19 protein-coding genes are annotated in these 18,671 nt (G+C 43.0%); 10 read left to right on the top strand and 9 right to left on the bottom strand.

Annotation, left to right across the window (positions count from 1 at the left end; all coding sequences use genetic code 11):
• Positions 1-7: 7 nt before the first annotated feature.
• Complete coding sequence (locus QZT69_RS16760; RefSeq protein ID WP_294677937.1) at positions 8-853, top strand: alpha/beta fold hydrolase; 846 nt, start codon at positions 8-10, stop codon at positions 851-853.
• Positions 854-879: 26 nt separating this feature from the next.
• On the opposite strand, the gene fabF is transcribed toward QZT69_RS16760, so the two are convergent.
• The 4 genes from fabF to QZT69_RS16740 form a co-directional block, all read right to left on the bottom strand.
• A complete protein-coding gene (gene fabF / locus QZT69_RS16755; RefSeq protein WP_294677932.1) occupies positions 880-2,121 on the bottom strand; it encodes a beta-ketoacyl-ACP synthase II in 1,242 nt (413 codons plus the stop codon).
• 144 nt (positions 2,122-2,265) lie between these two features.
• Positions 2,266-2,571 (bottom strand): SUF system Fe-S cluster assembly protein, encoded by a 306-nt coding sequence (locus tag QZT69_RS16750; protein WP_294677913.1) that lies wholly within the window; start codon positions 2,569-2,571, stop codon positions 2,266-2,268.
• Positions 2,572-2,574: 3 nt separating this feature from the next.
• The gene (locus QZT69_RS16745; protein WP_294677905.1) at positions 2,575-2,991 is read right to left on the bottom strand and encodes a SufE family protein; all 417 of its coding nucleotides are present in this window, start codon (positions 2,989-2,991) and stop codon (positions 2,575-2,577) included.
• 19 nt (positions 2,992-3,010) lie between these two features.
• Entirely contained in the window at positions 3,011-4,246 is a 1,236-nt protein-coding gene (locus QZT69_RS16740) for an aminotransferase class V-fold PLP-dependent enzyme (protein WP_294677899.1), read from the bottom strand.
• 98 nt (positions 4,247-4,344) lie between these two features.
• On the opposite strand from QZT69_RS16740, the gene QZT69_RS16735 reads away from it, so the two are divergent.
• From QZT69_RS16735 to QZT69_RS16725, 3 genes are read left to right on the top strand one after another with little or no spacing between them, the layout of a single operon-like run.
• A complete protein-coding gene (locus QZT69_RS16735) occupies positions 4,345-5,001 on the top strand; it encodes a hypothetical protein (RefSeq protein WP_294677891.1) in 657 nt (218 codons plus the stop codon).
• The gene (locus tag QZT69_RS16730; RefSeq protein WP_294677888.1) at positions 5,001-5,519 is read left to right on the top strand and encodes a sigma-70 family RNA polymerase sigma factor; all 519 of its coding nucleotides are present in this window, start codon (positions 5,001-5,003) and stop codon (positions 5,517-5,519) included. Before QZT69_RS16735 ends, QZT69_RS16730 begins: the two co-directional genes overlap by 1 nt.
• A 3-nt stretch (positions 5,520-5,522) precedes the next feature.
• The gene (locus QZT69_RS16725; RefSeq protein WP_294677883.1) at positions 5,523-6,893 is read left to right on the top strand and encodes a hypothetical protein; all 1,371 of its coding nucleotides are present in this window, start codon (positions 5,523-5,525) and stop codon (positions 6,891-6,893) included.
• A gap of 297 nt (positions 6,894-7,190) precedes the next feature.
• On the opposite strand, the gene QZT69_RS16720 is transcribed toward QZT69_RS16725, so the two are convergent.
• Positions 7,191-7,922, bottom strand: coding sequence for a TlyA family RNA methyltransferase (locus QZT69_RS16720; protein WP_294677877.1), 732 nt, complete (start codon positions 7,920-7,922; stop codon positions 7,191-7,193).
• A gap of 255 nt (positions 7,923-8,177) precedes the next feature.
• Here QZT69_RS16720 and QZT69_RS16715 point away from each other — a divergent pair, with 255 nt between their 5' ends.
• Genes QZT69_RS16715 through QZT69_RS16705 form a run of 3 tightly spaced genes read left to right on the top strand, consistent with a single transcriptional unit; the run spans position 8,178 to position 11,168 of the window.
• Entirely contained in the window at positions 8,178-9,959 is a 1,782-nt protein-coding gene (locus QZT69_RS16715; protein ID WP_294677861.1) for a gliding motility-associated C-terminal domain-containing protein, read from the top strand.
• An 11-nt stretch (positions 9,960-9,970) separates the two neighbouring features.
• The gene (locus QZT69_RS16710; protein ID WP_294677844.1) at positions 9,971-10,891 is read left to right on the top strand and encodes a hypothetical protein; all 921 of its coding nucleotides are present in this window, start codon (positions 9,971-9,973) and stop codon (positions 10,889-10,891) included.
• 7 nt (positions 10,892-10,898) lie between these two features.
• A complete protein-coding gene (locus QZT69_RS16705; protein WP_294677839.1) occupies positions 10,899-11,168 on the top strand; it encodes a hypothetical protein in 270 nt (89 codons plus the stop codon).
• A gap of 77 nt (positions 11,169-11,245) precedes the next feature.
• On the opposite strand, the gene sufD is transcribed toward QZT69_RS16705, so the two are convergent.
• The 4 genes from sufD to QZT69_RS16685 all read right to left on the bottom strand — a co-directional run bounded on the left by sufD (position 11,246) and on the right by QZT69_RS16685 (position 15,162).
• Positions 11,246-12,514 (bottom strand): Fe-S cluster assembly protein SufD, encoded by a 1,269-nt coding sequence (gene sufD / locus QZT69_RS16700; protein WP_294677834.1) that lies wholly within the window; start codon positions 12,512-12,514, stop codon positions 11,246-11,248.
• Between the two features lie 14 nt (positions 12,515-12,528).
• Entirely contained in the window at positions 12,529-13,281 is a 753-nt protein-coding gene (gene sufC / locus QZT69_RS16695; RefSeq protein ID WP_294677832.1) for a Fe-S cluster assembly ATPase SufC, read from the bottom strand.
• A gap of 94 nt (positions 13,282-13,375) precedes the next feature.
• Positions 13,376-14,821: a Fe-S cluster assembly protein SufB gene (sufB, locus tag QZT69_RS16690; RefSeq protein ID WP_294677827.1), complete on the bottom strand. Its 1,446-nt coding sequence runs from the start codon at positions 14,819-14,821 to the stop codon at positions 13,376-13,378.
• A gap of 17 nt (positions 14,822-14,838) precedes the next feature.
• A complete protein-coding gene (locus QZT69_RS16685; RefSeq protein ID WP_294677821.1) occupies positions 14,839-15,162 on the bottom strand; it encodes an iron-sulfur cluster assembly accessory protein in 324 nt (107 codons plus the stop codon).
• A 464-nt stretch (positions 15,163-15,626) separates the two neighbouring features.
• Between QZT69_RS16685 and QZT69_RS16680 the strand changes: the two genes are divergently transcribed.
• From QZT69_RS16680 to QZT69_RS16670, 3 genes are all read left to right on the top strand, one after another.
• Entirely contained in the window at positions 15,627-15,896 is a 270-nt protein-coding gene (locus QZT69_RS16680; protein ID WP_294677814.1) for a hypothetical protein, read from the top strand.
• 2 nt (positions 15,897-15,898) lie between these two features.
• On the top strand, positions 15,899-18,064 hold the full coding sequence (locus QZT69_RS16675) for a gliding motility-associated C-terminal domain-containing protein (RefSeq protein WP_294677811.1): 2,166 nt from the start codon (positions 15,899-15,901) through the stop codon (positions 18,062-18,064).
• A 187-nt stretch (positions 18,065-18,251) separates the two neighbouring features.
• Complete coding sequence (locus tag QZT69_RS16670) at positions 18,252-18,656, top strand: hypothetical protein (protein ID WP_294677808.1); 405 nt, start codon at positions 18,252-18,254, stop codon at positions 18,654-18,656.
• Positions 18,657-18,671: the final 15 nt, after the last annotated feature.

Raw genomic sequence — 18,671 nt, 5'->3', positions numbered from 1 at the left:
AATGAGGATGGAAGCTAAACTTTTTAAGTTCGAAAGTCCGAACGGAATGATTCGTGGAAATTTTGTATCCTGCGGGACTGATTCACCGCTTGTATTAATGGCTTGCGGGCATAATGGGTTTTACCATTTCGGAATGTTCCCGACCATCCAGGCACGTTTCGCGGAAAAAGGGATTTCTTCCATAGCATTCAACTACACACATTGCGGGATTTCGGATGACGGTGATTATTTCGATGACCTGGAAAGGTATAAGCATAACTGCCGGAGACTGGAAGTTGAGGACCTGGTTTTTATGACAAAACAGCTGTCGGAGAATAACTTGTTCCATCAACCGAAACAATTGTTCCTTTTCGGACACAGCATGGGTGGTTTTTCCGCTATGTTCGCTTCGAAAGCAATCCGGGAAACCGGAATAACAATCGACGGGATCATCCTTTTGAACTCACTTCGGACACTGGATGTAAGAACTCCGGAAATTATGGAAGAATGGAAAGCAAACGGGGTCTATTTCCGTCCGAATATGCGTACCAAACAGGAATTACCCCAGGGTCCGGAATTTTTAGCAGAAACCCTGGCAAGCGATTCTACCTGGAACATGCAAACAATAGTAGAAAATCTGACCATTCCGTGTTTCGTGGCTCATGCCGTGGATGATGAAGCTGTGCCTTTTGAGCATGGTCGCACGATTTTCTCCTGGGTGTATAAGAACAATCCGCGAAATGCTTTCCTGCCGATTCCCAATGCAGGTCATACCTTAAATACAACACATCCCATGAAACGAGATTCGGAAGAACTGGAATTTTTCTGCGAACAGGTGGTGGATTGGATGAAAACAATGTGGGCACGCGATTAATCGCGTGCCCACAGGGAGTATTTGTTTTATATTTTCTTGAAGATTACCGTGGCAATGTGCCCTCCGAAGCCGAAAGTATTGCTCATGGCATAGTTGATCTCTTTTGCTTTTGCTTTTCCTAACGGGAAATCATACAAATCTTTGAATTCCGGTTCGATCTCCGTGGTATTGATCGTTGGCGGAACTACCGAATCACGGATTGCCAAAATACAGGAAATGGCTTCTACCGCTCCTGCTGCTCCAAGTAAATGTCCCGTCATGGATTTCGTTCCGGAAACACTTAAATCCGAATTCTCACCGAATACGCGTCGCAAAGCAATCAACTCGCTGTTATCTCCCTGCGGAGTAGAAGTTGCGTGCATGTTCACGTAGTCAATTTGGTCCGGAGTAATTTCTGCGTCGCGCAGTGCTTCTTCCATTCCCAGTACGGCACCGTCTCCTTCCGGATGGGTTCCTGTTAAGTGGTAAGCATCAGCAGCCATTCCGCCGCCTACAACTTCTGCGTAAATTTTTGCTCCGCGAGCCACGGCGTGTTCGTATTCTTCCAGGATGATCGCCCCGGCACCTTCTCCCATCACGAAACCGTCGCGCGTTACGTCGAAAGGGCGGGAAGCCGTTTCATAAGAGTCATTTCGCTTGGACAAAGCCTGAGCGGAGGAAAACCCGCCGATTGCAGCTTCGTTTACTGCTGCTTCGGATCCGCCTGTAATGATCATGTTTGCTTTTCCCCACTTGATGTAGTTGAAAGCATCGATCATAGCCGTATTGGAAGTAGCACAAGCAGAAACCGCACAATAGTTGATCCCCCGAAGACCGTATTCCATGGAAATAATCCCGGAAGCGATATCCACAAGGATCCTCGGGATAAAGAAAGGTGTGAAACGCGGAGTTCCGTCACCTGCACAATATTCCTTCATCTGGTCCTGGAAGGTCTGGATTCCCCCGTTTCCGGATCCCCAAATTACTCCGATACGATCGCGGTTCAATTCTTCGAAATTAATTCCCGCATCTGCAACCGCCTCACGAACGGCAACCAATGCATATTGAGAGAACGGATCGTATTTGCGGATTTCCTTCACATCAAAATGATCTGCCGGATTGTATCCTTTCACTTCACAAGCGAAAGTTGTTTTGAATTTCGAGGTATCAAATTTGGTAATGGGTGCGGCACCGCTTTTACCCGCTTTCATGTTGTTCCAAAAATCCGGAACGTTATTCCCGATTGGTGTAAGGGCTCCCAAACCGGTAATTACAACTCTTCTTGTCATAATGTAAAGTTTCGATTAATAATTGCGAATCCGATAAGATGATCGATCCTGCGTTGCAAATTTAAATGCTAAAGGGGTTCAGAACGTTCAAAGCGTTCAAAAAGTTTAAATTGAACTTTTGAACATTTCAACTTTGAACTGGTTTTATAAAAAACCCAGTTCGAGTTTCGCTTCTTCGCTCATCATATCCTTGTCCCACGGCGGGTCGAATACAATGTTTACGTGTGCTTCGCTTACACCTTCCACGCTTTCAACTTTCTCTTTAACGTCCTTCGGAAGGGATTCCGCAACCGGACAGTTCGGGGAAGTTAGCGTCATGTCGATCTCAACGACTCCTTCCTTCGAGATCCGGACCTCGTAGATCAAACCCAATTCGTAAATATCAACCGGTATTTCCGGGTCGAATATGGTCTTGAGGATCTCAACTATTTTGTCTTCTAAATGTTCCATCTGTTAGTTTGCTAATGCGGACAATGCCAGCAATTTGATTTTTTTGACCATGCTCAGCAATCCGTTTGCACGGGTTGGTGAAAGGTGTTCTTGTAATCCGATGTCTGATATGAAATGAAGATCACTTTTTACGATGTCTTCCGGTTTTTCGTTGTCTAGTACGCGAATCAGTAAACCAATAATTCCTTTGGTAATGATCGCGTCAGAATCTGCTGTAAGCTGTATTTTGTCGTTTTCGATAGTCGCGTCTAGCCAAACACGGCTCTGGCATCCTTCGATCAATCGGTCTTCCGTTTTTTTCTCCGGATCGATCAATGGAAGTTCTTTTCCAAGCTCAATGATGTATTCGTATTTTTCCATCCAATCATCGTAGATGGCAAATTCGTCAATGATTTCTTGCTGTTTTTCTTCGATATTCATAATATGCTCCTAACTCTAACTAACCCAGCATGGAAATACTTTTCTCCACGGCTGCTATAAATTGATCGATTTCTTCTCGTGTATTGTAAAATGCAAAGGAAGCGCGCACGGTTCCCGGAATTTGGTAAAAGTCCATCAAAGGCTGTGTGCAGTGATGTCCGGTTCTTACGGCAATTCCCTGTTTATCTAAAAGTGTTCCGATGTCGAAAGGGTGAATGCCGTCTACGGTGAAAGCAACAACTGAAGTTTTGTTTTTTGCCGTTCCGATCAAACGGATATTCTCAAATGTTTCGAGCATTTCCTGTGCATATTCTGTCAGTTCTCGTTCGTATTCTTCCAATTCGTTGGGGTTGAACTGTTCCAAATAATTCAGAGCCGTTCCCAGACAGATTCCGCCGGCAATGTGAGGCGTTCCCGCTTCAAATTTGAACGGCAGTTCGTTGTAAGTGGTGCGTTCGAACGTTACTTTAGCAATCATGTCACCGCCGCCCTGGTAAGGAGGCATTTCGTCCAAAATGGCTTCTTTTCCGTAGAGAACACCGATTCCGGTAGGACCGAAAACTTTATGGCCTGAAAAGACAAAGAAGTCGCAGTTCATAGCTGTTACGTCTACTTTTGTGTGCTGTACGCTCTGGGCTCCGTCAATCAAAACTTTTGCTCCCACGGCATGTGCCGCTTCGATAATTTCTTCCACCGGATTGATAGTTCCCAAACTGTTAGAGATATGGGTCACAGCAACCAGTTTTGTTTTGGGAGAAAGCATGTTTTGGAAATCCTCCATGATGAGCTCTCCGCGCTTATTGATCGGAATGACTTTCAGTACCAGTTTTTTGCGCTCGGCAAGCATTTGCCAGGGTACAATGTTGGAGTGGTGCTCCATGGCAGAGATCATAATCTCGTCTCCTGCACTCAGCAATTCTCCGAAAGAATGGGCAACCAGGTTAATCCCGTCTGTTGTTCCTTTGGTGAAAATGATCTCCTCCTTTTTCTCGGCGTTGATAAAGCGGCGGATAATTTCACGCGCTTCTTCGTACTCATTGGTTGCCTTCTGGCTCAAATGGTGCACTCCGCGGTGAATGTTCGCATTGTCCTTGCTGTAATACTGATTGATGGCATCTAATACCATCTGCGGTTTTTGGGAAGTTGCACCGTTGTCAAAGTAGATGAGGTTCTTTCCGTATACTTGTTGGCGCAAAGCAGGGAAGTCCTGGCGGATATCGCGCACATTGAATTTTCTTTTTGATGGATTTTCCATACTACAAAGGTAGTAAAATGCTATTTGTATTTGTTCTAAATAAGATTAATTTCCAACCTTTTTATTTTAGCTGTATCTTAGCTTTAAATTGATTACAAATGAGGGCATTATACCTATTATTAATATTGGTGGTTTTAGGTTCTGGTTGTGAAAGATACAACTTGAAACAGCCTGCTTATCTGAACCTGAACTGGAGATTTGCATCTACGAGCAACAGTATGGGGAATGTAGTTATCAGTAAAGGCTTCTTTTATTCGAAAGAATTTTCGGTTTCAGGTATCCGCGAAAAAGGTTCACCGGTAGAAATTACCAAGAGCCTGCCCGTTCAGAAAGTCCAGTTTTCAACACAAGACGATCTATATATTTCCCTGGATGTGCCAATGGGTAATTACACGGAATTTAACCTGAAAGCATTGATCGATAATACCAATAACCCGAGCGTTCGCCTGGAAGGAACTTACTATAAGGGAAATTTACCGCACCCAATGGTGATCGAATGGACGGATTTGGATGATTTGAATTTTAAGGTCCAGAACCCGTTCTTTTTGAGCAAGAAGAAAAATTACAAAGTGTATATCGGGTTTGATGTGGCTAAATTGTTTGCTACGGTACCGAGTACTGTTTGGAGTGGAGTAAACATGCCAAACCAACCTGGTAGTGGTCCTACTTTAGTTATTAATAAAGATACTAATCCTCAAATTTACAATGCAATCACCGAACAACTTCCAAATGCATTGGTTCTAACCGTTGAATAATGTCTGCAGAGTACAAAGATATCATCGAAGGCTGCGCAAATTGGGAACGATCTGCACAGGAACGGTTGTATCGTCTTTTTTCCAAAGACCTGTTCAAGGTGTGCAAGCTTTACGGAGCTGATACACAGGATGCGGAGGATATGCTGCACGATGCATACATGCACATTTATAAAAACATTGGTTCATATACATTTACAGGGTCGTTCGAAGGCTGGCTGCGAAGAGTTACCGTGAATTGCTGCCTTCAGACACTGCGTAAACGGAAAAATTTCGCACAATTGGGAGATGTTCCTGCTGTGGACCAGGAAGAAGCGGATTTGGAAACAGGTATTCCATTTGCCAAAGTGCTGGAAGAGATCAACCTGCTGCCTACGAAGGCCGGATTGGTACTCAAATTGTATGCTTTGGAAGGATGGTCGCATTCGGAGATTGCAGAAGAGTTGGAAATTTCGGTGGGAACTTCCAAATCGCAGTTAAACTACGCACGTTCGGTGCTTAAACAAAAATTGGTTTCTTAAAAGATGTCTTTAGACAAACGAAATATTCATACAAACCGGGAGTTCAAATCTCTGCAAAAATCTTTCGAGCAATGGGAGACAGGTTCGCCGTCTGCTGATGTCTGGGAAAATTTGGAGGCAGATTTGGCAGTTTCCGCAGTTTGGGACCGTTTGGACGAAACACTGGAAGCAAACGGAAGTTCTGCAGACAAAGCCCTGGTTGATTCTTATGAGAATTGGTCGCCGAATACTTCCGGAGATGGCTGGTCACGCCTCGAAGAACAGCTTTCAAGAGAACGCGTGTGGAACCGTTTGAATACCACATTAAATTACCCGGTTACAACCCGCATTCCATGGGTAAAAATGGCCGCGGCTTCTATCCTGTTTGTGTTCCTGGCATTTTATACAGACCGTTATACCGGTTCGAACAGTAGTAATTCCGGTGCGGTTTATTTAAGTGCTGTTGAAAAGACTTCCGGTTCCAATACGACAAATACTGATCGTCAGATCGCTGCTGTAAACGGAACAACTGATGCTCCTGAAAACAATACTGCGAACAACACTCCTCAAAATACGGATCCGCAGCAACGCGTAATGGCGAATAATGAGGTGAATGGTGTGAACGGAGTACCGAATAACTTAGCACAGAATACTGAAAAACTTGTTCAGAATAACGAATTGACCGCAAATCAAAATCAGGTGGAGAACCGTTCTGTTGAAAATACTTCGAATGCGAGTGCAAGTGAAGGAATAAATGCATCGGATCTCGCTTCTTTGGACCAGTTGGCTGCCAGGGAAGTATCGGAATTTGGGCCGCAGGGAACAATCGGGGATTTTGACTTCCTGCCGTTCCAGGCGCCTTTCAGACCGAGATTCAGTGCGCTGGTCGGCGGACAGTTTGCCTTTATTGATGAGAAAAACAGAAGCGCATTCTCCAGTTCGCTTCCTTCCATGGGAATCGCAGCTGACTTCCAGTACCACACTTATTTGAGAAAGTGGAGATTCACACAGGATGTTGGTTTCAGCCAGTATGCGCAGTCGAACGGAGGCTATGTTAACGGACGCTACACCAGTTCGAATCAAAAATTGAACACAATTTACTTGTCGTCTTCTGTAGGATATACCTTCAGAGGAGTAACGATTTCCGGGGGAATTACGGTGAACCGCTTGTTGAACGGGTACGAAGAAAGCCGTACAGCTATCACGAATGTGTATAATTCTAAGAAATTACAGGTCGGAGCAACAGCCGGAGTGGATTATCATTTTACACCGTTCAGAAATAAAACAGCACTTGGATTGGGCGTTCAATACCAGTTCATTTCCAGGCTGAAAAGCGAGAACACCGTGTTTAATGATATCCAGGGCGTGAAGCTCCAAATAAAATATTCATTTTAATTTCCAACCTTTTGCGATGAACCGCATCTAAGGGGTAGAAAGATATTTATTTCGTTGTCAACTTCTCCAATGGAGTTTGAAAAATTACTACAGCTCAAAACGATAACGAAATAGTCGAGGCAAGGTAGAACTGGCTTGAATAAAGGTCCCGCGAAAGTGGGACTTTTTTATTGCACGCTGATTACGCTGATAGCGCAGATGATTTTTTCTATAAGTTTCCGTCTGCTTTTATAGTGTATGATTTATCCTACAAAAAACAATGAAAATCAGCGAAATTCGCGAGATCAGCGGGAACACTTACTTCTTCACCGCATACATCAGGAATTCTTTATTTCCGTCTCCGCCTATGATCGGTGAGTCAATGATTCCTTTCACTTCAAAATGTGAATCTACCGCTGCTTTTTCGATGCGTTTCAGGATATCCGGGTACACGGATGCGCTTTTCACCACTCCGTGCTTGTTCAGGAACCGTTTTTCCAATTCGAACTGCGGTTTGATCAATGCAACGAGTATTCCGCCTTCTTTCACGAATGACCCCGTGAACGGAAGTACTTTTTCGAGGGAAATGAATGAAACGTCGATCACGATTCCGTCAACGGGTTCCGGGATATGAGCAGTTGTCAGCTCTCGGATATGTGTTTTTTCGATATTGGTAATGGAAGGATTGGTGCGGATGCGCTCGTGCAATTGTCCGTGGCCAACATCTACACAATAGACGTGTTTTGCTTGTTTGCTTAGCAATACTTCCGTAAAACCACCAGTGGAAGCGCCGAGATCAATAAATGTCTTATCGGAAACGTCGATTTGGAAGTGTTCGAGTGCTTTCAATAACTTCAATGCCCCGCGGGAAACCCAGGTCAACTCTTCATTGAGAAGCAGGATCTTGGCATCAATGGCAATTTTCTTTCCCGGTTTTTCCACAGAAATCCCATTTACCAGTACGTCGCCGTTCTTAATCAATTCTTCACCTCGTGTCCGGGAGGTTACCAAACCGCGGTCGACCAATAGTTTATCCAAGCGTTCTTCCATACTGCAAAGTTACTTTATTAATTACGAATTACGAATTACGAATTAAAGTAGTTACCGAAATAACCCCCCTGATTTTTTAACTCTAAAATTAAAATCTGAAAACCTGCCAATTTTAATTTCACAAATTAACAGCTGATTTCACCTAATTTCAATAAAATCAATCGGATACGCAACGATTTTCCGAATTTACACGTCTGTTTTTTTGGATAAGTTACTGCGTTAATTATCTTTGGTTTTACATTAATTGTACACTACATGAAACTACTAACTGGTGCGCTGCTGGGTTTACTTCTGCCGTTACCTTCCTTTGGACAGATTTTCTTTTCAAATGGTGCTTTGCTTTCGATTTCTTCAGGAGCAATCGTTCAGGTAAACGGGGGTGCCGAACTGGCACAAGCAACAACCCTGACCAATCAGGGATCTGTCACCATTACCAAGAATTCTACTTTCCCGAATCCGGGAACATTTAAGATCGGAGCGAATGCTTCCGCAAGTGGAAATGGGTTTTACCTGGTTGAGCAGGATTGGGTAAATGACGGGATGTTTAATTTCGGGACATCGACAGTAACTCTTTTTGGGAATACCCAACAATTTATTACGTCAACAAATGGAGTTTCAACGGTTTTTAACAACCTGGTACTTACCGGAGCCGGAGTTGGAAATAATCGCAAGAAAACGCTGCAGGGCGTAAACGCGTCCACGGGAGCATCCGGAAGCCTTCAGCTCAATGACCGGGAATTGGAAACCCAGACCAACAGCTTTTTTGTATTGAACCCTGCGGTTGGAGCGATTACTTATTCCACGACTTTCGGAGCCGAAGGATTTGTGAGCAGTTTGGAGCCCGGAGTGCTTTCACGGATTACGAATTTTGCTTCTACGTATATCTTTCCAACGGGATCAAGTACGGGAACGCTGCGTTTTCGTCCTGTTGAACTGACTCCTCAGACAAACATCGGATCGGAATATACGGTTCGGTTCAATAATTACGATGCCAATACGGATGCATTTGATCGAAATGAGAATGACGGTAATATGTGTGCTTTGAATCCGGCCTATTACCATTCCATTGAACGACTTATCGGTAACGCGCCAACAGATATCCGTTTGTTTTATGTCATTGCAGATGACGGCGACTGGACAGGAATGGCTCATTGGAGAACTGCCAGTTCCGATTGGAACGATATGGCTGCAAATACCTCGGCTGTTAACGGTGGTTTCACAACCCGGACAAGAACAGGCTGGAATTTTATGAATCCGGGATATCCATATATTTTGTCGACGGCAAGACCTGGTTCTCCTGCTTTGAATTGCCCGGCAGTTTGTGAGAATTCCTTTAATAATGAGTTTTCTGTGAACGGAGGATCCGGAAATTTCCAATGGACATTCCCTTCAAATGGTACGATCATTTCCGGACAAGGAACTTCCAGTGTATTTGTGGACTGGACAACCGGTACCGGTGAAATTGCAGTGGTGGATATGGGGGCAAACGGATGCAGCTCGCAACCGGGAACCTGCACTCCGGTAATTAAACCTTCTCCGGCCGCACAATTCAGCTACACGGAAGAAGGAACAAGTTATGTGTTTACAGATGAAAGTACCGGTTCAATAACTGCATGGAACTGGAATTTTGGAGACGGTCAAGGTTCTGCTTCTCAAAACCCGGCGCATATCTATGAAGACAACGGAGATGCTTACAATGTTACTTTGCAGGTTACTGCAGCAAACGGCTGTATGGCAAGCCTGACCCAAATCATTGAGATTTTCCAGGATATTTCTGTTCCGAATATTATCACTCCAAATGGTGACGGTACAAACGACTTTTTCTTAATCAAAACAGCAGGAATTAAATCCTATGATCTTGTTATCGTTAACCGATGGGGAAATACTGTTTTCAAATCAAGTGATCCAACCGTAATCTGGGATGGAAAAAGTGATGGACAACCAGTGGCCGAAGGAGTTTACTTCTACAAGCTAAAAGCCTCTTCCGCTTCAAAAGAATACAATTACCAGGGCAACGTAACGGTTGTCAGAAATTAATCAAAATTACTATGCTACAAAAACAGAACTTTATTGCAGCTATTGCGTTCGTCTTCGGATTAAATGCTGCTTATGCACAAAATAATGTCGGGATTGGGACAACAACTCCAAATGCGAACGCTATTTTGGAAATGCAATCAACCACTCAGGGAGTATTGGTCCCGAGAATGACAACGATTCAAAGAAACGCGATTGCTGCTCCTTCTGAAGGATTGCTGGTTTACGATACTGATGTGAATTGCTTTTTCTTTTATGAAAGCAGTGCAGCATCCTGGACAAGTTTATGCAATGCCGGTGGAGTAGGTCCACAGGGTCCAGCCGGCCCCGCAGGCCCAATGGGTGCAACTGGCCCCGCAGGTCCGCAAGGCCCTGCAGGAGCAAATGGAGTGGATGGTGCACCGGGAGCAGCAGGTCCGGCAGGACCAATGGGTGCTACGGGACCTGCAGGCCCACAAGGTCCGGCAGGCGCAACCGGGGCAACTGGTCCGCAAGGTCCGTCAGGAGTTATCAATAGATATCATGTTTATGGAACAGCCGGAAGAACGGGAGTAAGCAGTACTGCATTAACTGTTCAACCGGGAATGAGTCAGGTAATTACTTTAGCTGCACCTTCAACTGTAATCATTTGGGCAACTATCGGGGCATTAAATACTACAACCGGAGGAACTGCTTACTCTTTGGTCGATATGGTTGTTCATATAAACGGAAATCCTTTAGTAAATGGCGGATGGAATCGCATGTTCATTACCAATACTTCGGCTGTAACCGGAATGGGAAATTGTGCTATTAATACCATGGTTACTTTGCCGGCGGGAACTCATACGATTGATTTGAGAACAAACCGATCCTCCGGAACATCTGTTGTGACTATCGGAGGGAATTCTGCCCTGGAGGTAAATCCGGGTGAAATGACAATTATGGTACTAAACTAATCGAACGATGAAAAAGTTACTAGTATTCTTTGGGTTGAGTTTATGCTCAACAGCCGCTTTCTCTCAACAGCAGGTTTCGAATGCCAGAAAACCGATTGCAGCACCTGTTCCCGAGAAAGTCAGTACATCAGAAGGGTTGGTTTCAGATTCAACGGCTGTTGGTACTATGAAAAGACCAATAAATCGGGAAAATCAGGAAATTCCTGTTTCTAATGGAACGGAGATGAATAGGCAACAGATACCAATGGTAAATTCTACTAAGAGAAAACCGGAATAGGTTTTAAAAGCAAAAGATCAAAAAAAATCCATCAGTGTTTGCTGATGGATTTTTCAATTTTAAGAAGGATAAATTGGTTACTCAATGACCCAATTGAATCGTTCTTTCAGTATTTCATGAATGCGGTCAGTTACCGCTTCGTTCTCGATCTTTTGGATCACATCTTCGATGAAAGCTCCTACCATCAATTGTCTGGCGCTTGCTTCGCTTAAACCGCGGGCACGCAGATAGAAAACAGCCTCTTCGTCCAATTGACCGGTTGTGGAACCGTGTGAACATTTTACATCATCGGCATAAATTTCCAATTCCGGTTTGCTGTTGATCGTAGCATCATCGCTTAATAATACATTCCCGTTTGACTGGAATGCGTTGATCTTTTGAGCGTCTTTGCGTACGAATACTTTTCCGTTGAAAACAGCTGTAGCTTTTCCGTCGATGACACCTTTGTATAACTCGTTGGATTCACAGTTCGCCACTTTGTGGTCTACTATCGTGTGGTTATCCACGTGTTGATTCCCGTTCAGGATATAAGCACCATTCAAATGCGTTTCACAATTCTGACCGTCGACTTCGATAGTCAGGTTGTTGCGGACCAACAATCCGTTTAAAGTAACGGTGTTAATAGTGAAATTGGAATCCTGGTGCTGGTTTACCAATTCAGTAGACACCTGGAAGCAAGATTCGTGTTCTTCCTGGATTTTGTCAATGGTCAATTTCGCATTCTTGCCTACATGGATTTCAGAAATAACGTTCGTAAAGTTGTCCGAACCATTTACCGAGATCGAACGCTGAATGAACTGCACTTCTGAAAAAGCTTCCGCAACCAATACGTGTCTCAGATTGGAAAGGATGTTTGCATTCGTATTGATCTGAATAATTTCAATAACCGGCTCGATCTGCATTTTAGCAGAAACATGAACGTATAAGCCGTCGGTTGCATAAGCTGTATTAATGGAAGAAAAGACTTCTCCGTCCAACAATACATTTCCACCCATAACGCGCACTTCCGCTTCATCCATTTGAGAAAGCGGCAGAATTTTAAGTCCTTCGGGATATGATTTGGAAGAAAGTTCACTTGAAAAATGTCCGTTTACAAAAACGTATTGAACAGAATTTGTTGACAGGCCAAAATTTCCAGTAATCGAAACCGGTTTTTCCTGGATGGATAAATTGCTATTCTTGATTTTGGCTACACGGGTATATTTCCATGCTTCCGTTTTGGTAGTTGGAAAAGGGGTGTTTTCTAACACTTCGAGCGCTTTTTGACGCAATTCCTCATTTAATGGAAAAGCTCCTTTTAATTGCCAATTCACACTTGCTGCCGATTCTTTTTCAATGGTTTGCATCTGTATGATTTAAATTATTGAGCAAATTCTGCTTTAATCCAGTCGTATCCTTTTTCTTCCAATTCAAGGGCCAATTCTTTCGGACCTGATTTTACGATTCTTCCGTCGTAAAGTACGTGTACAAAATCCGGAACGATATAATCAAGCAAACGTTGGTAATGCGTGATTACAACTGTTGCGTTTTTATCAGATTTCAATGTGTTTACTCCATTTGCTACAATACGAAGTGCATCAATGTCCAATCCGGAATCGGTTTCATCCAGGATGGATAATTTCGGATCAAGCATGGCCATTTGGAAGATCTCGTTTCTTTTTTTCTCACCTCCGGAGAATCCTTCGTTTACTGATCGGGAAGCCAATTTAGCATCCAATTCAACGATTGCAGACTTTTCTTTTACCAAAGCCATGAAATCTTTTGCTGAAATGGAAGGTTCGCCGCGGTATTCACGGATCTCATTCAAAGCCGTACGCAGGAAATTTACGTTTGAAACGCCCGGGATCTCAACAGGATATTGGAATGCCAGGAACAAACCTTCGCGGGCACGGTCTTCGGTTGCCATTTCCAGCAAATCGGCTCCGTCGAAATCTACTGATCCTTCCGTGATCTCGTATTCTTCACGTCCTGCCAAAACACTCGCCAAGGTACTTTTTCCTGCACCATTTGGCCCCATGATTGCGTGAACTTCACCTGCTTTTACTTCTAAGTTCAATCCTTTCAGGATCTCTTTCCCGTCAATCGACGCGTGTAAGTTATTTATCTTTAACATCTTATTCTTCAATTATGAATTGCTGAATTATCAATTATCAAGTGCACGGTATCCAACTTGATAATTGATAATTAATTCATTGCTAATTATTCATTTATCCTACCGATCCTTCCAAGCTGATCGACAACAATTTTTGTGCTTCAACAGCAAATTCCATAGGAAGCTGGTTCAATACTTCTTTACAATATCCGTTTACAATCAGGCTGATTGCTTTTTCTTCCGAAATTCCTCTTTGGAGGCAGTAGAAAATCTGGTCTTCTCCGATTTTTGATGTAGTTGCTTCGTGCTCAATTTTTGCACTTGGGTTTTTACATTCAATATATGGGAAAGTATGTGCACCACACTCATCCGTCATCAAAAGAGAGTCGCACTGGGAGAAGTTTCTCGCATTGTGTGCATTCTTATGAATTTGGACCAATCCACGGTAAGAATTGTGCGATTTACCTGCAGAAATTCCTTTCGAGATGATCGTACTCTTGGTATTTTTTCCAAGGTGGATCATTTTTGTTCCCGTATCTGCCTGTTGATAATTGTTGGTCACAGCTACGGAATAGAATTCCCCGATAGAATTATCACCTTTCAGGATACATGACGGGTATTTCCATGTTACTGCCGAACCGGTCTCAACCTGTGTCCATGAGATTTTTGCGTTGGTTTCACAAATTCCGCGTTTTGTCACGAAATTGAAAACCCCTCCGTCTCCGTTCTTATCTCCGGGATACCAGTTCTGAACAGTTGAATATTTAATCTCAGCGTCTTTCAATGCGATCAATTCTACTACAGCAGCGTGCAGCTGATTTTCATCACGTTGTGGAGCTGTACAGCCTTCCAGGTAAGAAACATACGATCCTTCATCTGCAATAACCAGTGTTCTTTCAAACTGACCGGTATTTGCTTCGTTGATGCGGAAGTAAGTCGATAATTCCATCGGACATCTTACACCTTTTGGAATGTAGCAGAAAGAACCATCTGTAAATACAGCCGAATTTAAAGCTGCATAGAAATTATCCGTTGCAGGAACAACAGATCCCATGTATTGTTTTACCAACTCAGGGTGTTCCTGAACCGCCTCAGAGAAGGAACAGAAGATGATTCCCAGTTCTTTCAGTTTGGACTTAAAGCTGGTAGCAACCGAAACGGAATCCATCACGAAATCAACTGCTACACCTGTCAAACGCTGCTGTTCCTCCAATGAAATTCCCAATTTTGCCATGGTTTCTTTCATTTCCGGATCTACGTCATCCCAGCTTTCGTATTTTTTGGTTTGCTTTGGAGCTGCATAATAGGAAATCCCCTGGAAATTGGGTTTCGGATATGAAATATGCGCCCAGGAAGGTTCGGTCATTTCAGACCAGATTCGATAACACTTTAATCGGTAATCTAATAACCATTCCGGTTCGTTTTTCTTAGCAGAAATAAACCGGATAATATCTTCGTTCAATCCAAGCGGAGCTCTGTCGGATTCAATATCAGTTGTAAAACCAAATTTGTATTCCGAATTTTCTAAATCCTTCGCTAAGTCGTTTTCAGTATAACCCATCTAAATTTTGTACTATATTATAAGGAGAAAGATTCTCCGCAACCGCAAGTTCTTCCTGCATTTGGATTTGAAAACACAAACCCTTTTCCGTTCAATCCTCCTGAAAAATCCAACGTTGTTCCAATCAGGTATAAGAAGCTTTTTTTGTCAACAACCACTTTAATTCCGTTATCTTCAAAAATCTTATCGTCTGCGCTTTCCTGATTATCAAAAGTAAGTTGGTACATCAATCCGGAGCAACCTCCTCCTTCAACACCAACACGAATGAAATAGCCTGATTTGCCTTCGTCTTCCATCAGGCGGATTGCCTGCTTTTTTGCTTGTTCTGTTACTGTAATCATGACAAGTGTCTTGTGCTCTTTATTTAGATTAATTTTAAATAAAGCTGTATTTCGTTGACAAAAATACCACATTTATGGTATTGGTGCAATAAAAAGGAGAAGATTATTAAGTATGTATGTTATTTTATTCTAAATCATTTGGCAGGAACTCAGATGACCTATGCTCCGGATTGTAAAGTTTGAATAAAAATTATTCCGGATTCTTGACTTATCAAAAATTTACATGCTGTTTCGGTTGTTTAAACTGTGTATGTATCGCGAGGTATGGATTTTAGACGTGGAGTTAAAAAAAGACCTTTAAAAACAAGGCTTCCAAGCTTGATATATCAACGAAAAAATGCGTTGAAACGGTGCAACTTTAAAAAATGGCGGGCGTTTTTTAAAGGCAGTACTGAAGCAACTATTAATTTCTTACGATATATAAAATGAAAAAAGTATTTCTTTTCGGCATAACAATATTACCAGTGTTATGTCAAGCACAATCAAACACCACACAATTACCGAACGGGGTTGTTGTTCACCAGGCTCAGGGGGTAGAGAGTGCTGCTGATCCTATTGTGAATCAGCTGGTTAAAACCCGGACTATCCAGGATTGGACTCTTCCGGAATGTATAGACGCTCTGCCTTTTTTAGAGATCAAGCTAAATGAGGCATTGCCAACTGACAGAGAGCGTTACCTGCATGAAAAAGAGCTTTTGGTAAAGCGGATTAATGAACTTAAATCTTCCAGGTAGTCATGAAAAAGTTATTGATTTTTCTTGCATTCTTAAGTTCGCTGCATATCCATGCACAGCTTACTCCAAACGGAAACTCAGGTGCTTCCGTAACTTCTTATACAGATGGTTCTCCGAATGATCCGATCTATATCTGGTGCGGGAATACACTTGGCGCACAACAGGGAAGTTTGACGGCTGCACCAACCAGCGGAACAGGGCCTTACACCTTTAACTGGTTTTATCACAACCAGGCCACTTCATCCTGGCAGTCATTATCTACCGATGCCGGAGCAACTTCAACCATATCAAATCTTGCAAGCGATGGTTATCGCGTGGAAATAAGAGATGCCTCCAATACTATTACGGATTGTTTTGTTGCCTGGGTCTGGAATTTAAATACGGAAATTACAGCTTCGAGCGGGGTGTTTGGATGTAACAATGCATCCCTGTCATCTACGGTAAATACAACCGGATCATTTTCCTATTACAACCCGCCGCCGCCTGAATCATTGATCAATGCGAATACACTGATCCAGGTTTGCTTTACCGCAAACCACACATTTGTTTCGGATTTGGCGTTTTACTTAGTCGGTCCGCCTTCCTGTGGTTCGCCAACTATTTTACTGCTTCCGAATCCGGGAGTAATTGGTCAGGGGCCCACATGTAACAGTGGTGATAATGTAAACAATCTTTGTTTCACAAATGTTCCCAGTGGAAATATCGATGTATGCAACCCCACACCGACCAGTCTGACAGGAACTTATAGTACATACGGACCTGCCAATACACCAATCAATTGGGGAAGTTTAATCGGTTGTAACGCAGCCGGTGGAGGATGGGCCGTACAGATTTATGACTGTATTGGGGCAGATGTCGGATCATTAACGAATGCAAACATTACGTTTTCAAATTTGACACCTACCTGTGGTTCACCGACTACTTTTTCATATAGCTCAGGTGCAATCAGTTCGGTAATTAATGACAACTCCTGTTCTGCTGCAACAGCTTCCATTTTCCAGGTTCCGGTGCCGACTATTTTATCTACACCGATTACAATAACTGCTACAACAACTTTATTGTGGACAGGCGCTGGTTCAATTGCCGATCCTACATCGGGTAGTACAACCTCAAGCGGATTGCCTGCGGGAGTTTCTACTTTTACACTAACAGCAACCACTTCCTATGGAAATACAACTTGTACACCTCCGCCTGCTACAACAAGTGTAGAAGTTGTTTATCCGACCGTAAATGCAGGACCGGACCAAACAGTTTGTTTGGGTGAATCCGTAACACTTTCAGGCTCCGGCGCACAAACGTATGCTTGGGATAATGGAGTAACAAATGGTATTTCGTTCGTTCCGGGTTCAACAGCAACATATACGGTTACAGGTACGTCTGCAAGTGGTTGTACGGATACAGATCAGGTGACAGTAACAGTGAATCAGCTGCCAACAGTCGATGCGGGACCTGATCAGACTATTTGTCTTGGAATGCCGGTTACACTATCCGGATCGGGGGCACAAACTTACACCTGGAACAACGGGGTAATAAACAATGTGTCGTTCACGCCATCCGGTACTCAGACTTACTCGGTTGTTGGTACGGATGTTAACGGCTGCCAGGATACCAGTGAGATCACAATAACGGTAGTTCCGGCACCGATTTCTTCACTGAGTTCGGATATTTCCTCCGGAATGCCTGTTTTGACCGTAGAGTTTTATAATAACAGCACCAATGCAACGGATTATTCATTTGATTACGGGAATGGTCAGTCTTTCCAAACGTCTGATGTGTCTTATCAACCGACGGTCAGCTATGGGTCGGCAGGTGTTTATACAGTCGTATTAACCGCTGGTAACGGAGTTTGTTATGATACATCCAGTGTAGTAATAACCGTTTTTTATAAGCCTTTGATTGTAACCGTTCCGAATATTTTTACTCCGGATGGTGATGGTGTGAATGATGAATTCTTTATTACCCTGGAAAATGCAACTTCCCTGGAAGTAACCATTGCAAACAGATGGGGAAATAAAGTGGGATCTTATTCGGGAGTGAATGGTTCCTGGGACGGGAAAGTGAATGGAAGTCTCGCTGAGGAAGGGGTTTACTTTTATAATTACATCGTAACTGGTCTGGATGGAACAACCCAAAAAGGACAGGGAAATATGCATTTGGTAAGACATTAAAGTACGCTAATTATAAAATAGCGCAAAAGGTGTGTGGATTCAGTCTGCACACCTTTTTTTCTTGATAAGGTATTTGATTTTTGAACTCATTACTAGTTGTAAAGCAATCTTTTTTTGGATAAGTGCAACCTTTATTCGTAAATTTCGTTTTTAAGAACGTATTAACTAATTGTTACTTATTACTACTATGAAAAAAAGACTGTTCATTACGGGCATTGTGCTCGTTGCGCATACTGCTGTTTTTTCGCAAACTCAAGGGTTACCTGATTCATCCCGCGATATTGAACTACATCGAATAGAAAACATCAAATCTGGTCGAAAAGGAGATGAAGGGTTATTAAATCGCCTCACATTTACCTTTGAAGACTTTAATTTGTTCCAAAAACATGCCTCCGAGATAGAACAACTTTTAAGAGACCGTACGGGTATTGAGCAATTTATTGTTCGGGAAGGAGAACAAAAATGTGAAGTCTCTTACCTGCTTGTTGATCACCCGACAAATGATTTTCTGAAAATTTTTAAAGAAACCATTGGAGAGTACAAGGTGCTGATGTACACTTACGCGGAAGAATTGATAATTAAGAATAAGTAATCTACTAAGTTACAA

It is taken from the genome of uncultured Fluviicola sp. (assembly GCF_902168135.1).
Taxonomy (GTDB): Bacteria; Bacteroidota; Bacteroidia; order Flavobacteriales_D; family Crocinitomicaceae; genus Fluviicola.
The sequence above is the reverse complement of the archived record's forward strand: the minus strand, read 5'-3'. Positions and strand labels throughout refer to the sequence as shown.